The organism is Actinomycetota bacterium, assembly GCA_030650795.1.
GTDB lineage: Bacteria > Actinomycetota > Actinomycetes > S36-B12 > S36-B12 > UBA11398.
In genome coordinates, this window is record JAUSDJ010000002.1 from 13,053 (window position 1) to 31,791 (window position 18,739).

Consider the following 18,739-nt stretch of genomic DNA (forward strand, 5'->3'; position numbering starts at 1 on the left):
GTTCATGACGGTTCTGGTCATTGTCGGACCCACTGCCGTTGGCAAGAGTTCGCTCGCCGTGGCAGTAGCACAGCGGATGATCGGCGCGGGCACGCCAACGGAGATCATCAGTGCCGATTCGATGCAGGCCTATATCGGGATGGATATCGGTACCGCTACGCCTGACCAAACCGATCGCGGCGGCATTGAGCATCACTTGCTCGATGTGTGGCCTATTGAGCATCCGCTCACAGTCGTCGACTTTCAGCAGGCGGCGAGGACGGCTATCGAAGAGGTGAGTGCTCGAGGCTCGCTGCCAATTGTCGTGGGCGGTTCAGGGCTGTATATCTCGGCGATTCTCGATGACCTGCAGTTTCCAGCAACCGATGCTGATGTGCGAGCAAAGTTCGAGGAACAGTTGCAGTTGCTCGGACCACAGGCCATGCATGACCTCCTTGCCGAGCGCGATCCGGAAGCCGCTTCCGTAATTCTGCCGACCAATGGGCGGAGAATTGTGCGGGCACTTGAAGTCATCGAGCTCACTGGTGAGCCCTTCATCGCACAACTGCCAGACCCCGTCGAGCTGTATCCGTGTGTTCGCATTGGCCTGCGCATTGATCGCGCCGAGCTCGATGAGCGCATTGCTCTACGCGTGCACCAGATGTTCGATGCCGGTTTCGTCGAAGAAGTGCGGGCTCTGCCTGGGCTTGCCAACACGTTGACTGCCTCCCGAGCTCTTGGCTATACGCAGGCGCTGGAGTACATAGCGGGGGAGTGCTCTCTCGAAGAGGCGATCGAGACGACCATCGCGATCACGCGCAAGTTCGCTCGTCGCCAGCAGCGTTGGTTTGCGCGCGATACGCGGATCACCTGGCTTGATTACAAGGATCCCTTGCTTGCCGATCGTGTCGTCGAACTCTTGGGTGCTGAAACCAAGCAGTAGTACTCCGTACCGAGCAAGTGCGTGCCAATTGCTCCTGGGAGCCGAGTGAGCACTGCAAGGGTGCGGATCTGAGCGTCGGCCTGGTGCTGCGAGGCATGGGCACGCAATGCGGTGCGCTTCGCAGGCCAGTACTTGCGGGCATCGATGCGATGAGTGATTTCGCTGCTTGGCGTCCAAGCTGAATCGAAGGAGTTCACATCGAAGCCCTTCGGGGTCAGCCGCATTCGTCCGGCTAGTCGAACTGCCTTGGCAATCGGCTCGCGCGGAAGCGTCGCCTCGAACAGCGTTGGCGCCTTCTTGGCGAGCACGCTTGCTGCCCGTACCGAGCGATGTACTTGCACATGATCGGGGTGGCCGTATCCGCCTGCGGGGTCGTATCCGACCAGCACATCTGCCTGCTCCTCGTCGAGCACCGCGGCAATGCGCTTGGCCACAGTGAAGCGATCCACATGAGCAAAGCCGCTATCGATCTCGCCATTGAGCCCGGAGTCTGCGTAGTTCAAGGAGACCAGGCGATGAATGCCGATGGCTTGCGCAGCGGCTTCCAACTCAGCTGATCGAACTGCCGCCAAATCGCTGCTGACACCCGATGTCGACAGCCCCGCCGCGCCATTGGTTGCCACGATGAGTACGACTCGCTGACCCTCGGCGACAGCCCGCGCCATGGTGCCTGCAGTGAGCAGCGCCTCGTCATCTGGATGCGCGTGCACAAAGACCAAAGTCCTCGTGGGCGGGGGGATGGTCATGGTGCTCCTATCTTGTCGTACGGTCACCAAGTGCGAATTGCCCACGTCAGCGACTGCTACCTGCCCCGTACAGGTGGTATTGAAACGCAGGTGCGTGCGCTGGCAATGCAGCAGGAGATGCGCGGCCAGCAGGTTGAAATCATCACCGCGACTCCTGGGCACCTCATCCGATCCGGTACCGAGCAGATAGATGGCATCAAGGTCCATCGCGTCACCGCACGCATTCCCTTCGGTCTTCCCATCCACCCGCGCACGCGCGCAAATGTGATGAAGGCCTTGAAAGATTCACCCGTCGATCTCGTGCATGTCCACGTCGGCGTTGTCTCGCCCTTTGCATGGGGAGCAGTGCGGGCGGCCCATCAACTCGGGCTTCCGGTAGTGGTCACGGTGCACGGAGTGTGGGGTCCGCTGGCGGCACCGGGCTATCGCCTGAGCGACTCCCTGGCGCACTGGTCGAAATGGGGCGCGCACATCTCAGCGGTCAGCAATGTCGCCGCTCGCCGCATCGAGGCCGCCGTTCCCGCACTCGGCCCGGTCGCCGTGCTGCCCAACGGCATTGACCCCCAGCAATGGCAGTTGCCAGTCAGATCGCGGGAACCTCGCACTTTGAATCTCGTGACGGTCATGCGCCTGGCACCACGCAAGCGGACTCTGCCGCTATTGAAGATTCTGAAGAGCGTGCGTTCACAGGTCGGTGCTCAGGCTCACCTGCATCTGCGCGTCGTCGGGGATGGGCCTGAGCGCACTCGGGCAGAGGCCTTCGTCGATCAGCATGATCTTGGCGACCTCGTCACCTTCACTGGTCGACTCGATCACGCTGGCCTCCGCGAAATTTTCGGATTGAGCGATGTCTATGTGCAGCCGTCAGTGCGTGAATCCTTCGGCATCGCGGCACTTGAAGCTCGGTGCGCTGGGTTGCCGGTTGTCGCACGTTCGCAAACGGGCACCACAGAGTTCATTCGTGACGATCTCGAGGGCTTGCTCGTTGACTCCGATAGTGCGATGGCCAACGCAATTGCCACCCTTGCTACGAATCCACGACTGGTCGAGAAGTTGTCGACTTTCAATCGCACGCATACACCAGACCAGGCTTGGCCAAGCGTGCTGGCTCGCGTCGACGCGGAGTACGCAATAGCCGTCGCACTAGGCTAGATGGATGGCTGCGCTAAACGAGATCGCCTTTACCAAAGGCCACGGCACGGCTAATGATTTTGTGATTTTCGCCGATTTGGACGGTCGCCGGGAGCTCTCAGCAGACGATGTTCGCTTCCTGTGCAACCGCCACGAGGGCATCGGCGCTGATGGAGTGCTGCGCATCGTGCGCACCCATCTCGTGCCTGAGTTTGCCAATCTCGCGCACTCTGCAGAATTCTTCATGGACTACCGAAACGCCGATGGATCCATTGCCGAAATGTGCGGCAATGGCATTCGCGTCTTTGTGCGCTACCTCGACGCCGTCGGCTTGATCACTGACCCTGATGTCGTCATTGCCACCCGAGCAGGCCTGCGCGAGTGTCGAATGAACTTCGATCTCTCGGTGACCGTTGATATGGGGCCGGCCGTTGGTTTGGATGTCGGCACCATTCCGCTGGTAGCGATCAAGGACGAGCTCTGGCCTGCCATCGGTGTGCACATGCCCAACCCCCATGCGGTCACCTTCGTTGACGATCTCGACGAGGTCGGATCTCTTGAATTTGCCCCAACGGTGCTGCCGCCAGGATTGTTTCCTGACGGTGTCAACGTCGAATATGTGGTCGGGCGAGGAGATAACCACCTGGCAATGCGGGTTCATGAGCGCGGTTCGGGAGAGACCCTGAGCTGCGGCACTGGCGCCTGCGCGGTGGCTTGGGCCGGTGCCCAGCGCTATCCCAATATTGATTTGGGTGCTCCTGAAGGTGTCCGGATCGACGTGCCCGGCGGCACCGTCACCGTGCATCAGCTTGAAAACGGGGACCTGACGCTCACAGGCCCAGCAGTGTTGGTAGCACGAGGGACCATTCTGCTGCCATCATGAGAACATATGATTGAGCCAGATTTCGCATCGCTTCTCCATGAGCCAGACGACCTGAGTCTGAGCGCTGATGGCGGCCTCGAGCTTGAAGAGCGCAATGCGCTGCGCCGAGTCGCTGGGCTCGGCACCGAACTCGAGGACATCTCCGAAGTCGAATATCGCCAGGTTCGCCTTGAGCGAGTTCTGCTTGCCGGAGTCTGGACAGAAGGCAATCAAGCCCAAGCCGATCGCAGCATGAAAGAACTCGCGCAGCTTGCTGAGACGGCCGGTTCGGAAGTACTTGAAGGTGTCATCCAAAGGCGTGACTCACCTGACCCAGCCACCTACCTTGGCTCGGGCAAGGCCATTGAACTTCGCCAGCTGGTCGTGGCCCTGGGAGCAGACACCGTGATCTGCGATGGTGAACTCAGCCCCAGCCAACTGCGCAAGCTTGAAGAAGTGGTGAAGGTCAAGGTGGTCGATCGCACTTGGCTGATCCTGGACATCTTCGCCCAGCACGCACGTAGCCGAGAAGGCAAGGCGCAGGTCAGCCTGGCGCAAATGCAATACCTGCTTCCTCGCCTTCGTGGTTGGGGTGAATCTCTCTCGCGTCAGGCCGGTGGTCGAGCCGGCGGCGCTACTGGCGGCGTGGGTACTCGAGGCCCCGGTGAAACCAAGATCGAGACTGACCGCCGTCGCATTCACGCGCAGATGACCAAGCTGCGACGTGAGTTGAAGGAGATGGAGAAAGCGCGCACGACTCAGCGCTCCATGCGCCGCCGTGCTGCAGTGCCCGCCGTTGCCATTGTTGGCTATACCAACGCCGGCAAGTCGAGTCTGCTCAACCGCATCACCGGCGCTGGCGTGCTCGTTGAGAACGCACTGTTCGCAACTTTGGATCCAACGATCCGCAAGACCAAGACTCCAGCCGGCAAAGAGTTCACTCTCACTGACACCGTCGGCTTCGTTCGCCACCTGCCGCATCAACTCGTTGAGGCATTTCGATCCAGCCTTGAAGAAGTCAAGGGTGCTGACCTCATCTTGCACATCGTCGACGGCAGCGACGAAGCACCCGAAGAACAGATCGCCGCGGTGCGCGAGGTGCTCAATGACATTGAGGCCTCAGGCATTCCTGAACTCATCGTGATCAACAAGGCCGATCAAGCCGAACAGGATCAACTCGTTCGCCTGTTGCGTCGCGAGCCGCACGCAGTAGTGGTTTCCGCATTGACCGGCCAAGGCATCGAAGAGCTGCTGCTCGCGATTGAAGAAGACCTGCCGCAGTTGATGCAGGAGATTGATCTTGTCGTTCCCTACTCGCGCGGTGATCTCATCTCGCGGGTGCATGAACTCGGCGATGTCATTGATCTTGACCACCTGGCCGAAGGCACGCACGTGCATGCCCGGGTTCCGAAGTACCTCGCGAACGTGCTCCAGGCAGCGCGTGTCTGAACTTGATGATGCTCTCGACGCTGTAGTTGAGTCGATCGGCGGCGAAAGTCGCGAGGGCCAGCACGCAATGGCGCATGCTGTCGCTGACTCCATCGATGGTGGTGGCCACGCGATCATTCAGGCTGGTACCGGCACCGGAAAATCCCTGGGCTATCTCGTACCCGCTGCCTTGCATGCCGTTGCCACCAATGATGCGGTCATTATCGCCACGGCAACTCTTGCACTCCAACGGCAACTCATTGAGAACGACCTCCCGCGCCTGGCTACTGCACTCGAGGGTCAATTGCATAGACCCGTGAAGTACGCGGTCTTGAAAGGTCGCAACAACTACATCTGCCTGCAAAAACTCCACGGTTCAGTCCCTGAAGATGAATCCGAAGCGCTCTTCGATACGCCGCGAAGTGCGCTGGGTCAGCAAGCCGTGGCTGTGCGCGCATGGGCGGAGAACACCGAGACCGGCGATCGAGATGAATACGCCGATGAGATCGATGTCCGCGTCTGGCGCAGTCTGTCGGTGGGTCGACGTGAATGCGTCGGTGAGACCAAATGTGTGTACGGCGAGCAGTGCTTCACTGCAAGGCGTCGAGTCATAGCCAACGAAGCCGACATCGTCATCACCAATCACGCGATGCTTGCCGTTGACGCCCTCGAAGGCATTCCGGTGTTGCCCGAGCACTCAGCAGTGATCATCGACGAGGGTCACGAACTTGTAGACCGAGCGACCAGCGCACTGACAGGCGAGTTGAGCATCGCCTTGGCCGAGCGCACGATCAGCAGATCGAGCCGATTCGTTGACGAGCCGACCCTGGAGCAATTGCAGGATGCCCTCGATGCCCTCGATGAGGCCTTGCGTGAGGCTGCACTGGGCCTGCCGGGCCCGACTCGGTTGCAACCCTTGCCCGCTGAACTCACTCTTGCGCTCACCCTGCTGCGCGATGCCAGTCACAAAGTGATGACAGTGTTGAATGCGAACAAGGAGACCGCCGACCCCGATGCCCTTGCTCGTTTGCAGCAGACCAAGGCCGCGGTTGAAGAACTCAATGACACTTCAGGCGGCATGCTGATCGCTGACGATCGCGAAGTCGTCTGGATTGATCCTGGCGAGAACCGCGCACCCATTTTGCGCAGGGCCCCACTATCCGTGGGCGGACTGCTCAGAGAGTCTCTGTTCAGCCGTTCGCCTGTTGTTCTCACCAGTGCGACGCTGACCGTTGGCGGCGGATTCGATTCGCTCATCGCGAGTCTGGGTTTGAGCAATGAGCCGGTCACGACGATGGATGTCGGCTCGCCCTTTGATCACGCCAAGCAGGGCATCCTCTATGTCGCTAGTGAATTGCCGGCACCTAATCGCGATGGCGTTCCGATGGAAGCCCTCGACACCCTGGCTGAATTGATTGAAGCTGCTGGCGGCCGCACTCTTGCCTTGTTCTCCAGTTGGCGCGGGGTTGAGCGGGCAGCTGAGTATCTGCAGGTACGGCTCGACACAAAGAAGTACCCACTGCTCGTGCATAAGCGTGGCGATGCGGTCGGACCATTGGTGAAGAGCTTCTCTGACCGGCCATCCAGCACCTTGCTTGGCACCGTCTCGCTTTGGCAGGGAGTCGATGTGCCAGGGGAGTCGTGCATCTGCGTGGTCATCGACCGCATTCCGTTCCCGCGGCCAGATGATCCTTTGGTCGCAGCGAGGCAGCAGGCCATTGACGAGGCTGGCGGTTCTGGATTTCGCAGTATCGCTGTGCCCAAGGCCGGCTTGCTCTTGGCCCAGGGCGCTGGCCGCCTGATCCGAGGCCTCAATGACCGCGGGGTGGTTGCCGTGCTCGATTCCCGCCTGGCAACGGCCGGTTACTCCCGTGCACTGCGTGCCAGTTTGCCGCCGTTCTGGTTCACCACCGACCGATCAACGGTCATCGGAGCCCTGAAAAGGCTCGACGAGGGCTTCAAGCAAACGCAGGATGACAAGTAGTTGAACTCTGGCGCATATACTTGCGAGTGAACAAGCGTTCACTTTTCAAGGAGCGACTGAATTTGAAGTCTCGTAGGTATTCACCGAACGCCATCATTGCCGTGCTCGCAGTCAGCGGCGCGGTTGTGTCGATCATGCAGACGGTGTTCATCCCGCTGCTCTCGGAGATCCCGGCACTGCTCAATTGCACTGCCGAACAAGCGTCGTGGTTGATCACTGCAACGTTGATCTCAAGTTCTGTGGCAATCCCTTCGGTGGCAAAGCTGGCCGATATGTACGGCAAGCGCCGCATGATGATCGTCAGTCTTGGGGTGCTGATTGTTGGCTCCTTGATCGGAACCTTTGGCACGACATTTCCGCAGATGCTCGTGGCAAGAATCTTCCAGGGTTTCGCAATGGCTTTGATTCCCATTGGCATGAGCATCATGCGCGATCAGATTCCGCCGCAGAAGTTGCCAGGCGCAATCGCACTGATGAGCGGAACGATGGGCATCGGCGCTGGGATCGGTTTGCCGCTGGGTGGCTTCATCTTCCAGACCTTGGGCTGGCATGCGATCTTCGGTGTTTCAGCACTGACCGGCACCCTCAGCTTGGTAGCGATTCTGTTCGTCGTTCCCGAATCCCCAATTCGCAGTGGTGGCAGGTTCGACTACGTCGGGGCCGGACTTATCTCACTTTGGCTGACAGCATTGCTGCTTGCGATCACCAAGGGTGAGCACTGGGGTTGGACGAGTCCGTCGATTCTCGGACTCTTCGCAGCATCCGCTGCATTGTTTGCGCTCTGGATTCCATTGGAACTGCGCGTCAGTCAGCCAGTGATTGATCTGCGCACCACCATGCACAAGCCCGTGATGCTGACCAACATCGCGACCCTTGTCGTTGGCATTGCGATGTACGCCAACATCTTGACGAGCACTCAGATGCTCGAGATGCCTACCAGCACTGGCTACGGCTTTGGACTCACCGTGTTTCAGTCGGGACTCGTACTACTGCCTTCGGCTGCAGCAATGGTGGCGATGGCGCCCGTGGCTGCACGCATCGTCACGCAGTTTGGCCCCAAGCGCGCGCTGCTCACCGGCTGTCTGGCGCTGTCGGCTGGCTATCTATTCCGCTATTTCTACTTCTCGTCGATTGTGGAGGTTGGCATCGGCGCGATCATCGTCTCGGGCGCCACCATGATCGCCTTCTCAGCAGCCCCCAACATCATCATGCGCGTTGTGCCGATCTCAGAGACCTCGGCCGCCAACGGCCTCAACAACGTCATGCGCACGATGGGCACCTCGGTATCCAGCGCGGCGGTTGCCGCGCTTCTCACTGGCGTCACGCTGGAGGTAGCTGGCGGCGCGCTTCTTCCGCAATTGCAGGCCTTCCAACTCATCTATATCGGCGCAGCCGTGGCGGCATTGATCGCTGCATTCATCGGTTGGTTCCTGCCGCGCAATCTTGATCTCGCCCATGTCGCGGTTTCCTCCGGAGCAGCAGCCATGGCCCACCAAAATGCCGAGCTCATGCACGAGCGTCCGCACGAGTTCGTTTTGCGCGGAAGTGTCACCGATGCCGATGGCACGGCGATCAACAACGCGCAACTCGTGTTCTCCACCACTGAGGGTCAGCAAATCGACTGGGAGCGTACCGATGCCAAGGGCAATTACTCAGTGACCCTCCCAGAGCCAGGGGTGTACCGGATCGTGGTGCACGCGCAGGGGTGGCAGGATCTTGAAGAGATCGCCGACATTGACGATCAGAACCCACCTCGCCAGGTCATCATGACGAGTGGCGTTCGCGTTTAGCTGGCGCGACTAGCACCCCGATTGCAGTAGGCGAGTCGGTAGGTTCTCTTGTGCTTGTGCCACGTACGTCTGCGGGCAGCGCTATCGGGGTGGTAGTCGCGGGGACGCCGAAGCCGATGATGTGGGCCCCGCTTCTCAACCTAAGATTGCTCCTCGGAGTTCACAGAACTCCGTCGGGGAAGTGAAAGTCGCTTTCACTGATCACCTTTAGGCAAGCCGATACTGCTGCCTCTTCATAGAGAACTCCCTTGCCGGCATTCAATTCGGCCAATGTGGGCTCGATTCCCAAAGCTGCTCGGTAGGGCCGATGCGACATCATCGATTCTGCAGTATCGGCCACCGCAATGATGCGACTGCCAAGAAGGGTATCTTTTGATCTCAAGCCGCGCGGATAGCCCGATCCATCGAGTCGTTCGTGATGTTCAAGTGTCATCTGGGCGATTGGCCATCGCATTTCGATGGGTTCCAGTAGGTCGTAGCCTGCTTGGCTGTGGCCCTTCACCAATTCCATTGCCGCCCGATTCAATCGGCCGGCAAAGTACAGGATCTCCACCGGCACGCCCTGCTTGCCGATGTCATGAAGGGTGGCGGCCACCACAACGCCAGTCGCCTCATTGCGCGCCAGACCCATCTCATGCACCATCGCCGTGGTCAGGGCGGCGACGCGAAATTGGTGTCGGTCGGTGAATGGGTCGCGCATGCGGATCATGGTTGACACCATGTTCAGTACGGCATCAAGTTGCCTGGTCAATATTCGCTGCTGCAATTCGATTTCGTCAAGGGCCTGCACTTGCACAACTCGAATTGCCATGCCTGCAATCAACAACTCACGATCGATCATTTGCACCTCAAGGCGGCGGCCTCGCGCAGAAGTGTGGATCATGTCCATCTTGAAGAGACATTGCTCAGCAAATGACTGCAGCACCGTCGGCAGGAACGCAGGATCGATGATCTCGTCGAGAGTCAAGTTCAAGAAGTCTTCACGGCTATAGCCGTAGTAGTTCAGGGCCGTGTCATTGACCATGGCAATTCGAAGCGAACTGGGATCGTAGGCGAAGGAAGGCCCTCGGCTGAACTCGAATAGGAGTGCGAGGCCGGCATCGCTCAGTTGCACATGCTCTAACTTTTCCATGAGCACCTCAATGTGAGGGAGGTCTAGCCCTCACAAACTAAGTGGAACCTTCTTTTCCGGATATGTCTAGCAAATGCCGCAACTTGATCTCGGTACACAATTACCCTCTTTCGCCCCCGGCCTGATCGCTGTTCTGGCACGATTCAGGAAATCCCCTGAAAGCGAGGTCGCATGTCGAGCATGTCCGAGGAGCGCGAGGCTCTCCGCAGCGCAGTTGCCGATTATCTGGACGCCAATTACCCCATCGACAAGGTGCAGCGCATCGCCGATGGCAAAGAGGCCGTGCCGGCTGATGCCTGGCTGAAGCTCTCGCAGGGCCTTGGCCTTGCTGGTCTGGTGATCCCCGAAGAATTTGGCGGTCAAGGCGCCGGATACGCCGAACTCGGAGCAGTGCTCCAGGAATTTGGTCGCACCCTGGCTCCGCTGCCGATGCTCTCCAGCGCGGCCCTTGGCACCCTGCCCTTCCTGCTTGCCACCGATGACACCGTGCGCCGTCCGTACCTGGAGGCTTTGGCCTCCGGTGAGGCAACCGCAGCACTTGCGTTGACTGAAGCCGCCGGCGAATGGCCGGTCACCGCACACGAGACCACCGCTTTACAGGCTGGCGAGAATTGGCATGTCAGTGGTAGCAAGAGTTTTGTTCTCGACAATGGCGGCGCGACCTTCTACGTCGTCTCAGCGCAAACCGAGAACGGCGTCGGCATCTTCGTCATCGATGGCGCTGACGTGACCCGCGAGGCGCTCAACGCTATTGATCTGACCCGCGCTCAGTCCTCCATCAGTTTCGAAAAGGCACCGGCGATCGCATTGGCCGTTGACGCTGGTGACACCATCAAGCAGCTGCAAGAACTTGCAGCAATCTTGATTTCGAGCGAACAACTCGGTGGCGCAACAGCGGTCATGAACATGTTCGTTGAGTACGCCAAGATCCGCGTGCAGTTCGGCCGCATCATTGGTTCCTTCCAGGCCATCAAGCACATGTGTGCCAACACCCTGGTGGAGGTCGAGAAGGCCCGCGGAGCTGCAGAAGATGCGGCCGACAAGGCAGCTGCAGGTCAAGACGATCTGGCTCTTTCAGCCAGTCTGGCCAAGGTCTCCTGCTCTGAGGCCTTCACCAATGCCACGCTCACCAACATTCGTGTGCACGGTGGCATTGGCTACACCTGGGAGCACCCCGCACATCTCTACTTCCGTCGTTCGCGCAGTTCTTCAGCGCTGTTCGGCACTCCCGCGCAGCACCGCGAGGCGCTGCTCGTTGGCTTGGGTTACTAGGAGGAATGACCATGACGACTTCAACTGACACCTCAACTGACCTGGAAGCCTTCCGCGCCGAGGTGCGAGCCTGGTTCAAGGCCAATGGCAAGCGCATTGACGACCACTCCGCAGTCGAAGAAGCCGATGGCGAGACTGTCGACTATCTGGCGCGCGCTCGCGGCTTCATGAACAAGCTCTACGACGCCGGCTTCTCGGGTTTGTCATGGCCAAAGGAGTACGGCGGCCAGAGCCTGACGATGAACCACCAGCGGGTATTCAACGAAGAGGCCAACGGCTATGACCTGCAGAGCTCGCCATTCATGGTGACCTTGGGCATGTGTGCACCGACCTTGCTGCAGTACGGCACCGAAGAGCAGCGCGAGGAGCACATTCCCAAGATGCTGCGCGGCGACGAAGTGTGGTGCCAGCTGTTCTCCGAGCCAGGTGCTGGCTCCGATGTTGCCGGCCTGACCACCAAGGCCGTGCGCGATGGCGATGAGTGGGTCATCAATGGTCAGAAGGTGTGGACCTCCGGCGCCCACTTCTCCAAGTTCGGCCTGATCGTGACTCGCACCAATGTCGATGTGCCAAAGCACAAGGGCATCACGATGTTCATTGTCGACATGAGCTCGCCTGGTGTGACTGTGCGACCACTGCGTCAGATGAGTGGTGGCAGCGGTTTCAACGAGGTCTTCTTCGACAACGTTCGGGTGCCTGCCTCCAACTTGGTCGGTGAGGTCGATCACGGCTGGATGGCAGCCATCGGCACGCTCATGAACGAGCGCGTCTCGATCGGTGCTGGCGGCGGCGGCCTTGGCCGTGGCTCGGGCACCCCGCAATTCGACAACCTCTCTGAGCTCGCCACGCATGTTGGCAAGAAGAACGACGGCGCAACCCGTCAGGAGCTTGCCAGCATCTATGTCGAAGAGCGTCTGATCCAGATCCTTGGTGACCGCATGCGTGCGGGCATGAAGGCTGGCAAGGCTCCCGGACCGGAAGGTTCGATCGCCAAGCTGAGTGGCTCTGAGTTGGGCAAGCGCAGCGCCGATATGGCCATGACCCTGCTTGCCGAATCAGGACAGGCCTGGACCGACGGCGACGAGATCGCCGCACGTTGGGCCGGCAGCCTGCTCGGTTCACCTGGTGGCGCGATCGCCGGTGGAACGCCAGAGATCATGCGCAACATCCTCGGTGAGCGTTCGCTGGGTCTTCCCAAGGAGCCGCAGGTTGATCGCGACATGCCGTTCAAGGATGTCAAGACCAACTAGCACCAACGAGCAAGTAGACCATCTCAAAGGAGTTTCAGCATGGGTGCACTAGACGGACGCGTAGCGATCATCACCGGCGCTGGTCGTGGAGTGGGGCGCGAGCACGCGCTGTTCTTCGCCAAGGAAGGTGCCAGCGTTGTGGTCAATGACCTCGGCGCCGCAAATGATGGCTCAGGTAGTGACGTTGGCCCGGCGCAGCAGGTAGCCGACGAGATCATCGCTGCTGGTGGTCAAGCCGTTGCCAACACTGACGATGTCGCCAGCACCGAAGGTGCGCAGAACATGGTCGATCAGGCAGTTGCCGAATTTGGTGACCTCAACATCCTGGTCAACAACGCTGGCATCCTTCGCGACCGCATGCTCGTCAACATGAGCGATGCGGATTGGGACGACATCATCCGCGTCACTCTTCGCGGTCACTTCGCACCAACCCGTGCGGCTGCGCAGTACTGGCGAGTCACCAGCAAGGAGCGCGGCCTCACGCCGGCGAACATCGTCAACACCAGCTCGACCTCGGGCCTGTTCGGCAATGTCGGCCAGACCAATTACGGCGCTGCCAAGAGTGGCCTGGGCTCCTTCACCCACATTGCCCAAATGGAACTTGAGCGCTACGGCGTCATCGCCAATGCCATCGCCCCGTCGGCCCGCACGAGACTGACCTTGAGCGTGCCCGGAGCCCAGGAGCGTGAAGATGAGCGCCTGAAGACCGCTGACCTCAGCCAGTGGGATCCACGCGGCCCCGAGAACATCTCCCCATTTGTGGGCTGGCTCTCTACCGCTGACTGCCCGAGCAGGGGCCGCACCTATTTCGTGCAGGGTGGCGCCGTCTACCTCTTCCAGCCCTGGGCGATCGTGGACTCGATCGAGAAGGAAGGCCTCTGGACTATCGACGAGCTCAACGAGAAGGCCGCGAAGTTCGCGACCTACGAGTTCAACCTCAACCTGCCCTACTAAGCGGCATGAGCGGAGTTCCCGATCTTCAGCAGATTCTTGCTGTGCGACCGACCTCGACTGATCAATTCATTGCCGACTACCAGGCTCCCAGTGCGCGTTCGCTCAACGGCGGACAGATGGCCGGCCAAGCGCTGAACTCGGCCTTTGCAACAGTTGACGAGCGCCTGGATGCCAACGCCGTGCACGTCTTCTTTCTCAACGCCGGTGATCCGCTGAAGCCGGTGGAGTTCGAGGTGCAACGCGAGCGCGACAGCCGGGCGTTCTCAACTCGGCAGGTGCTCGCTCATCAAGGTGACCGCCTCATTGCCCGAGTCGGCATCTCCTTCCATGCCCCTGAGGGCGGCGAAAACGTGCAGATTCCCACTTCGCCCGCAGTTGCCGAACCGGAGGATTGCGAACTTGCCCCCTCACGCTGCCCGGGCTTTGAGGTCAGGGTTCCGAAACAGGCTGCCGACTATCTGTACGAGCCGCGCCTGTGGGCAAGACCAGTGCACGAGCTCGGCAATAACAGGCGCCTGAATTCCTGCGCACTGATCTATCTGTCTGACCTTCACAGCGGTATCCCGCAGCTGACCGATCTCACGGACGAAGATTTTCACACCAGCTTGGACCATGCGATCTGGTTGCATCGCACGCCCAAGATGGACGACTGGATCCTGATGGATCACCAAGGCGAATCACTGGCTGACGGACGTGGTTGGTATCGCGGGCGCTTCTACGGGCACGATGGTCAACTCGTAGCCAGCATGGGCCAGGAAATGCTGCTGAGGCCTGCTACCCGAGATTGATGCTCATGCCGAGTTCTTCAGCGACTGCAGCTTGACGACGATCAAAGGTCACAAACTTCGTGCATCCGGCGAGCATCGCTGTTGCAAGATGCAAGCTGTCCAATGATCGAATACCTGAAGACTCTGCAATTGCGGCTGCGCGATCGCATACGGCAGAGTCGACGGCAGCAACATCAAATTGAATGAGATCAACGATGAACTGTTCGCGAGCCATCGAGCTTTCAACAGCGCTGGGAATGCGTGCAATCGCTCGACGGACTTCAACGCGCGTGATCATCGAAGTAACGCGGAGCGACTCCGCATTAATCAGCGCGATTGCTTGCTCGCTGTCGGGCTCAACGATGTAGCGCTTGACCAAGGCACTGCTATCGAAATAGGTCGTCACCGATCTTCACGGTCTTCCTGAATGATTTGAAGTGAGGTTTCACCTGCAGGCAAAGTTGCAGTTGGGAAGTACTCGGCTAGTGGCCCGCGAGACTGTGCTGAAGTGATCCACCCCTCGCGAATCCCGCGTGCGAGTCCTTCGGGAAGTTCCAGATCTTGGGTCGGGGGAGTCAACACAGCGGCTGTCCGGCCACGATCAGTAACTCGAATCGTCTCGCCTCGTGAAGCGCGCTTCACGTAGTGGGAAAGGTGCGCCTTGAGTTCCCTAATTCCGACATCCATGTGTCTACATTAAGTAGTCATAACTTTCTCGTCAATCACGACTGAGTGCTGCAACGGCGTTGATCGCGTATTTGTACGTTTCAGCGATTTCAGTTAGCATCGATTCATGAGCGAGATGACGGTGTCTGACGCGCGTTCGCGATTGGCGGACGTTGTCGACCAGGCGCGCGTGGAGCATGAGCCGGTATTTCTAACGCGGCGTGGCCGACGTGTTGCCGCAGTGATCGATGCCGATCAACTCGAGGGTCTGATCGAGGCGGCCGAGGATCTGGATGATTTGCGCGCCGTGGCTGAGGCACGGGCAGATATGGCCGCGACCGGGCAGGGCCCCATTCCGTGGGAGCAGGTCAAGGCAGACCTTGGCCTGACGTGACCTACCGGATCCAGATCACGCCGGCGGCCGCGCGCCAACTGCGCCGACTAGATCCGCAGGCCCGTCGTCGTATCCAGGCGGCCATCGAGCTCTTGGCGACCGAACCGCGACCGGCCGGTGCAACGAGATTGGTGGGTGGCGCAGGCGAGTGGCGTGTGCGCACCGGCGACTACCGGGTTGTGTACGAGATCCAGGACGCGGTCCTGATGGTTCTAGTAATAGCTGTCGGTCACAGGCGGGATGTCTATCGCAACATTCTGTAGCGATAGATCGCGTGCGTGAGGAGTGAGTTCCGAAACGGCTCTGCTAGAGCTTGCGCAGCACCGTGACGACCTTGCCCATGATCTTGGCGTGATCGCCAAGGATCGGGGCGTAGGCAGGGTTGTGCGGCATCAGCCACACATGTCCATCGCTGCGCTTTAAAGTCTTCACAGTCGCTTCGTCATCAAGAAGAGCTGCAACGATCTCGCCGTTCTCTGCCGTGTTCTGCGTGCGGACGACAACCCAATCGCCATCGCAAATGGCTGCATCGATCATCGAATCGCCACTGACCTTCAGCATGAACAGTTCGCCTTCGCCTACGAGATCGCGGGGGAGCGGGAAGACAGCCTCAATCTCTTGCTCGGCCAGGATCGGGCCACCGGCAGCAATACGACCAACCAGTGGCACCAGGGCAGCGCCAGCGCGAACGGACTCAGAAGCATCGAACTCTTCGGTCGATTCAACAACTCGCAGCCGAGCAGGCGATGAGAAGGATTCGCCAATGGCGGGCAATTCAGTGTTCGGGTCAGCAACCACCATGGCTCGAGGCCGGTTGGGGTCGCGACGCAGGTAGCCCAGCTTCTCCAGGCTCTTGAGCTGGTAGGCAACCGAACTGGGAGATGTCAGGCCAACGCTCTCGCCGATCTCGCGCACGCTTGGCGGATAGCCGCGATCGTCGACTGAATCGCGGATCATTGTCAGGATCTGACGCTGCCGAGTGGTCAGGCCAGCTTCATCAGCCGGGCCATCTGGCAGTTCCACAAGCTCGCTCATGCGTCCTCCATCTGCGTAATCCCTATCCGAACTGTCCGAACCGTTCCGAAACCCGCGCGTGTCAGACCTTCGCGACAGAGTTCACGTTAGCCGGACGACACACCAAAATCAAACACATGTTCGAAAGAACTGGACGTGTCGCCGGGAAACATGCTACAAATCGCACAAGCGTTCGATCGAACACCTGTTCGACTGGATGTTCTTCCCCGAAGAGAAAGGCACGACCATGGCGATCGCAATCCCGTTAGCCCCAGCCCGCCGCCCCGTTCGCACCACAAGTGCCGTCCGGTCGGTTCGCACCGCAGTTCGCACCTCACCCCGTGTGCCAACTGTTCGCGCCTCACCCCGTGTGCCAACTGTTCGCGCCTCGCGCCCTTCGAAGCAGGCTTCTCAGCTGACCCGCCGCGGTCGCCTGGTCGTGCTCTTCGGGGGAGTCATCGCACTGTTCAGTGCCATGCTCATGTTCGGTCAGATCGCCAGCGCGACGATCACGAATCAAGGTCCGGCCACAGCAGTAGTTGTGGTGCAGCCTGGTGAAACCCTTTGGTCGATCGCGCAGTCTGTTGCGCCAAGTGCTGATCCCCGCGAGACCGTGAGCCGCATTCGAGACCTCAATGGCATGACCTCAGCTGTGGTCATCAAGGGTCAGTCGCTGATCGTTCCGGTCATCAACTAGTTCATTCTTAACGAGGCAACCGACAACTCAATAGAGAGCGCCAGCCGTCTGCAGCCCTTGCATTCACTTCGCAAGCAATTGCGAAATGCGTTGCGGTGAAAGGCCTATCAAGGCTCCCGCATCTCTGGTGCTGAACCCTTGCTCATGAAGTAACTCGACTGCAGATTTGGTCTTGCTCGTTGCCTGCAGCTGGGCATCTTGCGCAGTGCGACTAGCTGTCTTCGCCTGGTCGATCGATGCTTGAAGCTGAGGATCGATTTTGAATGAGACAGTGACATCGAAGGAATCCGGTTGCACCTGAAGACCGAGGGCAATGGCATCACGGGCCATGTATTCGATGCGATCAATTCGTTTAGCCTGCGTGTGAATCGTTGAATTGAGAACACCGTGGATCGTTATCGCCCAGTAGCCCTGGATATGAACTGCGTTGGCATTGAAACTCCGCCTCATGGATTCAGATCCCTTAGTTGGCGTCGCTTACAGATTGTGTCTAGGGTACTCGACACCTTGAGGAAAGACCACTAGGCATTTCTGTGGATGGGATCTACCAAGCCGCTCATTGCTCGTCAGCCCAATACGGCGCTCGACGTTGAGCCCATGCGCGATTTTGTGCGATTTCGGTTGCAGTCATTGATGCCGCCAGGGCCTGGTATCCCACCATCTCCGCCTTTTCGCGGACTGCGGCCATGCCAGTAGTCCAGATCGCATGCAGGAGAGCCGATTCGCTTAGCTTCCCAGTACGCAGGCCATCAGGGCTCAGTTCTTCCAGGGCAAGCCGAAGTTCCTCGGAGGTCTGCAGTTCCTGCAGGTCGTCGACATCGCGGTTCGTGAGGGGAAATGAAGGTCGGCGCACGATGCGCCCGTGAATTTGAGAAGCCATGAAACATATTGTGCATGAGAAATTGATGCAGTCAGCTTTTCGCCAAGCCGTCGTCTTTAGTTCGCGGAGACAATCGAAACTCGCCAAGAAATAGCCGGCGCGCCGCGCTTGCTCTGCTTGCATTCGCCCTGTGATGGGTCTAACGTCGTACCCCTAGATGTAGTGGTTGCAGCAGTGTGATTCCTCCACAGGTTGTGCCACTTCATCAACAGGCTGTCCACAAGATTTCCCAAGGAAATCCCCAAGATGGCAGCACTGGCGTTACAGATGTGACGAGAGTGAAAGAACGAAACGCAAGTGACGGCAGCAAGGCCAGCAGGCAAGAACGAGCAAGACGAGAGCGGGGGTGAACCAGATGCGTTGTCCTTTCTGCAAGGAAGACGACTCACGGGTCGTGGATTCCCGCGCGGCTGAAGATGGCCTGGCCATCCGTCGCCGTCGCGAATGCGCCAACTGCGGTCGCCGGTTCACCACTGCCGAGACTGCACTGCTTCTGATCGCCAAGCGCTCTGGAGCCCTTGAATCCTTTAGCCGCGAGAAGGTTGTCAACGGTGTTCGCAAGGCCTGCCAAGGCCGACCGGTCAGCGACGATGATCTGGCCCGGCTAGCCCACCGAGTCGAGGACACCCTGCGCGCAGCTGGCGCGGCCCAAGTCCCGGCCCAAGAGGTTGGCCTCGCCATCCTCGGCCCGCTTCGCGAACTCGACGAAGTGGCCTACCTGCGCTTTGCCTCCGTCTATCGATCCTTCGACACCCTTGAGGACTTCGAAGCCGAGATCGCCCTACTGCGTGCAGAAGGCGAACCCCTCGGCAAGGAGCCCAGCACCACCAGCACCAAGCAGTAATCCAAG

21 protein-coding genes are annotated in these 18,739 nt (G+C 59.4%); 14 read left to right on the forward strand and 7 right to left on the reverse strand.

The window, feature by feature from the left end; translation table 11 throughout:
• Nucleotides 1-4 precede the first annotated feature (4 nt).
• Nucleotides 5-922, forward strand: a complete 918-nt coding sequence (gene miaA, locus Q7L55_00080; GenBank protein MDO8730965.1) for a tRNA (adenosine(37)-N6)-dimethylallyltransferase MiaA — start codon at nt 5-7, stop codon at nt 920-922.
• Here miaA and Q7L55_00085 read toward each other — a convergent pair.
• Nucleotides 859-1,668: a PIG-L family deacetylase gene (locus Q7L55_00085; GenBank protein MDO8730966.1), complete on the reverse strand. Its 810-nt coding sequence runs from the start codon at nt 1,666-1,668 to the stop codon at nt 859-861. The two genes, miaA and Q7L55_00085, sit on opposite strands and share 64 nt — an antisense overlap.
• 30 nt (nt 1,669-1,698) lie before the next feature.
• On the opposite strand from Q7L55_00085, the gene Q7L55_00090 reads away from it, so the two are divergent.
• From Q7L55_00090 to Q7L55_00110, 5 genes are read left to right on the forward strand one after another with little or no spacing between them, the layout of a single operon-like run.
• Entirely contained in the window at nt 1,699-2,820 is a 1,122-nt protein-coding gene (locus Q7L55_00090; protein ID MDO8730967.1) for a glycosyltransferase family 4 protein, read from the forward strand.
• A 4-nt stretch (nt 2,821-2,824) separates the two neighbouring features.
• On the forward strand, nt 2,825-3,682 hold the full coding sequence (dapF, locus tag Q7L55_00095; GenBank protein ID MDO8730968.1) for a diaminopimelate epimerase: 858 nt from the start codon (nt 2,825-2,827) through the stop codon (nt 3,680-3,682).
• 6 nt (nt 3,683-3,688) lie between these two features.
• The gene (hflX, locus tag Q7L55_00100; protein ID MDO8730969.1) at nt 3,689-5,110 is read left to right on the forward strand and encodes a GTPase HflX; all 1,422 of its coding nucleotides are present in this window, start codon (nt 3,689-3,691) and stop codon (nt 5,108-5,110) included.
• A complete protein-coding gene (locus tag Q7L55_00105; protein ID MDO8730970.1) occupies nt 5,103-7,073 on the forward strand; it encodes an ATP-dependent DNA helicase in 1,971 nt (656 codons plus the stop codon). Before hflX ends, Q7L55_00105 begins: the two co-directional genes overlap by 8 nt.
• Before the next feature lie 26 nt (nt 7,074-7,099).
• Entirely contained in the window at nt 7,100-8,863 is a 1,764-nt protein-coding gene (locus tag Q7L55_00110; GenBank protein MDO8730971.1) for an MFS transporter, read from the forward strand.
• A gap of 160 nt (nt 8,864-9,023) precedes the next feature.
• Here the strand turns inward: Q7L55_00110 and Q7L55_00115 are convergent, their stop codons facing one another.
• The gene (locus Q7L55_00115) at nt 9,024-9,995 is read right to left on the reverse strand and encodes an HD domain-containing phosphohydrolase (GenBank protein ID MDO8730972.1); all 972 of its coding nucleotides are present in this window, start codon (nt 9,993-9,995) and stop codon (nt 9,024-9,026) included.
• Between the two features lie 171 nt (nt 9,996-10,166).
• Here Q7L55_00115 and Q7L55_00120 point away from each other — a divergent pair, with 171 nt between their 5' ends.
• The 4 genes from Q7L55_00120 to Q7L55_00135 are packed head-to-tail and all read left to right on the forward strand — an operon-like array spanning nt 10,167 to nt 14,259.
• Nucleotides 10,167-11,267: an acyl-CoA dehydrogenase family protein gene (locus Q7L55_00120; GenBank protein MDO8730973.1), complete on the forward strand. Its 1,101-nt coding sequence runs from the start codon at nt 10,167-10,169 to the stop codon at nt 11,265-11,267.
• A gap of 11 nt (nt 11,268-11,278) precedes the next feature.
• Entirely contained in the window at nt 11,279-12,517 is a 1,239-nt protein-coding gene (locus tag Q7L55_00125) for an acyl-CoA dehydrogenase family protein (GenBank protein MDO8730974.1), read from the forward strand.
• Nucleotides 12,518-12,556: 39 nt separating this feature from the next.
• The gene (locus Q7L55_00130) at nt 12,557-13,471 is read left to right on the forward strand and encodes an SDR family oxidoreductase (GenBank protein MDO8730975.1); all 915 of its coding nucleotides are present in this window, start codon (nt 12,557-12,559) and stop codon (nt 13,469-13,471) included.
• A gap of 5 nt (nt 13,472-13,476) precedes the next feature.
• On the forward strand, nt 13,477-14,259 hold the full coding sequence (locus tag Q7L55_00135; GenBank protein ID MDO8730976.1) for a thioesterase family protein: 783 nt from the start codon (nt 13,477-13,479) through the stop codon (nt 14,257-14,259).
• On the opposite strand, the gene Q7L55_00140 is transcribed toward Q7L55_00135, so the two are convergent.
• Both Q7L55_00140 and Q7L55_00145 read right to left on the reverse strand, forming a co-directional pair.
• Nucleotides 14,246-14,644: a type II toxin-antitoxin system VapC family toxin gene (locus Q7L55_00140; protein MDO8730977.1), complete on the reverse strand. Its 399-nt coding sequence runs from the start codon at nt 14,642-14,644 to the stop codon at nt 14,246-14,248. The genes Q7L55_00135 and Q7L55_00140 overlap by 14 nt on opposite strands.
• Nucleotides 14,641-14,925 carry a type II toxin-antitoxin system prevent-host-death family antitoxin gene (locus Q7L55_00145; protein ID MDO8730978.1) on the reverse strand — a complete coding sequence of 95 codons (285 nt, stop codon included), beginning with the start codon at nt 14,923-14,925 and terminating at the stop codon, nt 14,641-14,643. Before Q7L55_00145 ends, Q7L55_00140 begins: the two co-directional genes overlap by 4 nt.
• Before the next feature lie 106 nt (nt 14,926-15,031).
• Between Q7L55_00145 and Q7L55_00150 the strand changes: the two genes are divergently transcribed.
• Nucleotides 15,032-15,298, forward strand: coding sequence for a type II toxin-antitoxin system Phd/YefM family antitoxin (locus tag Q7L55_00150; GenBank protein ID MDO8730979.1), 267 nt, complete (start codon nt 15,032-15,034; stop codon nt 15,296-15,298).
• Nucleotides 15,295-15,561 carry a type II toxin-antitoxin system RelE/ParE family toxin gene (locus Q7L55_00155; protein ID MDO8730980.1) on the forward strand — a complete coding sequence of 89 codons (267 nt, stop codon included), beginning with the start codon at nt 15,295-15,297 and terminating at the stop codon, nt 15,559-15,561. Before Q7L55_00150 ends, Q7L55_00155 begins: the two co-directional genes overlap by 4 nt.
• Nucleotides 15,562-15,604: 43 nt before the next feature.
• Here the strand turns inward: Q7L55_00155 and lexA are convergent, their stop codons facing one another.
• Nucleotides 15,605-16,333 (reverse strand): transcriptional repressor LexA, encoded by a 729-nt coding sequence (lexA, locus tag Q7L55_00160; GenBank protein ID MDO8730981.1) that lies wholly within the window; start codon nt 16,331-16,333, stop codon nt 15,605-15,607.
• Between the two features lie 226 nt (nt 16,334-16,559).
• On the opposite strand from lexA, the gene Q7L55_00165 reads away from it, so the two are divergent.
• Nucleotides 16,560-17,009 (forward strand): LysM peptidoglycan-binding domain-containing protein, encoded by a 450-nt coding sequence (locus Q7L55_00165; protein MDO8730982.1) that lies wholly within the window; start codon nt 16,560-16,562, stop codon nt 17,007-17,009.
• Nucleotides 17,010-17,072: 63 nt separating this feature from the next.
• Here Q7L55_00165 and Q7L55_00170 read toward each other — a convergent pair whose 3' ends face one another.
• Nucleotides 17,073-17,459 (reverse strand): hypothetical protein, encoded by a 387-nt coding sequence (locus Q7L55_00170; GenBank protein MDO8730983.1) that lies wholly within the window; start codon nt 17,457-17,459, stop codon nt 17,073-17,075.
• 106 nt (nt 17,460-17,565) lie between these two features.
• Nucleotides 17,566-17,889: a hypothetical protein gene (locus Q7L55_00175; protein ID MDO8730984.1), complete on the reverse strand. Its 324-nt coding sequence runs from the start codon at nt 17,887-17,889 to the stop codon at nt 17,566-17,568.
• Between the two features lie 355 nt (nt 17,890-18,244).
• Between Q7L55_00175 and nrdR the strand changes: the two genes are divergently transcribed.
• Nucleotides 18,245-18,733 carry a transcriptional regulator NrdR gene (gene nrdR, locus Q7L55_00180; GenBank protein MDO8730985.1) on the forward strand — a complete coding sequence of 163 codons (489 nt, stop codon included), beginning with the start codon at nt 18,245-18,247 and terminating at the stop codon, nt 18,731-18,733.
• The last annotated feature ends 6 nt before the right edge of the window (nt 18,734-18,739 follow it).

What these genes read in the sequence shown, in the direction of transcription:
- miaA (MDO8730965.1), top strand. Translation starts at nt 5, where the DNA reads ATGACGGTTCTGGTCATTGTCGGACCCACTGCCGTTGGCAAGAGTTCG.
- Q7L55_00085 (MDO8730966.1), bottom strand. Translation starts at nt 1,668, where the DNA reads ATGACCATCCCCCCGCCCACGAGGACTTTGGTCTTTGTGCACGCGCAT.
- dapF (MDO8730968.1), top strand. Translation starts at nt 2,825, where the DNA reads ATGGCTGCGCTAAACGAGATCGCCTTTACCAAAGGCCACGGCACGGCT.
- hflX (MDO8730969.1), top strand. Translation starts at nt 3,689, where the DNA reads ATGATTGAGCCAGATTTCGCATCGCTTCTCCATGAGCCAGACGACCTG.
- Q7L55_00115 (MDO8730972.1), bottom strand. Translation starts at nt 9,995, where the DNA reads ATGGAAAAGTTAGAGCATGTGCAACTGAGCGATGCCGGCCTCGCACTC.
- Q7L55_00120 (MDO8730973.1), top strand. Translation starts at nt 10,167, where the DNA reads ATGTCGAGCATGTCCGAGGAGCGCGAGGCTCTCCGCAGCGCAGTTGCC.
- Q7L55_00125 (MDO8730974.1), top strand. Translation starts at nt 11,279, where the DNA reads ATGACGACTTCAACTGACACCTCAACTGACCTGGAAGCCTTCCGCGCC.
- Q7L55_00130 (MDO8730975.1), top strand. Translation starts at nt 12,557, where the DNA reads ATGGGTGCACTAGACGGACGCGTAGCGATCATCACCGGCGCTGGTCGT.
- Q7L55_00135 (MDO8730976.1), top strand. Translation starts at nt 13,477, where the DNA reads ATGAGCGGAGTTCCCGATCTTCAGCAGATTCTTGCTGTGCGACCGACC.
- Q7L55_00145 (MDO8730978.1), bottom strand. Translation starts at nt 14,925, where the DNA reads ATGGATGTCGGAATTAGGGAACTCAAGGCGCACCTTTCCCACTACGTG.
- Q7L55_00150 (MDO8730979.1), top strand. Translation starts at nt 15,032, where the DNA reads ATGAGCGAGATGACGGTGTCTGACGCGCGTTCGCGATTGGCGGACGTT.
- lexA (MDO8730981.1), bottom strand. Translation starts at nt 16,333, where the DNA reads ATGAGCGAGCTTGTGGAACTGCCAGATGGCCCGGCTGATGAAGCTGGC.
- Q7L55_00165 (MDO8730982.1), top strand. Translation starts at nt 16,560, where the DNA reads ATGGCGATCGCAATCCCGTTAGCCCCAGCCCGCCGCCCCGTTCGCACC.
- Q7L55_00170 (MDO8730983.1), bottom strand. Translation starts at nt 17,459, where the DNA reads ATGAGGCGGAGTTTCAATGCCAACGCAGTTCATATCCAGGGCTACTGG.
- Q7L55_00175 (MDO8730984.1), bottom strand. Translation starts at nt 17,889, where the DNA reads ATGGCTTCTCAAATTCACGGGCGCATCGTGCGCCGACCTTCATTTCCC.
- nrdR (MDO8730985.1), top strand. Translation starts at nt 18,245, where the DNA reads ATGCGTTGTCCTTTCTGCAAGGAAGACGACTCACGGGTCGTGGATTCC.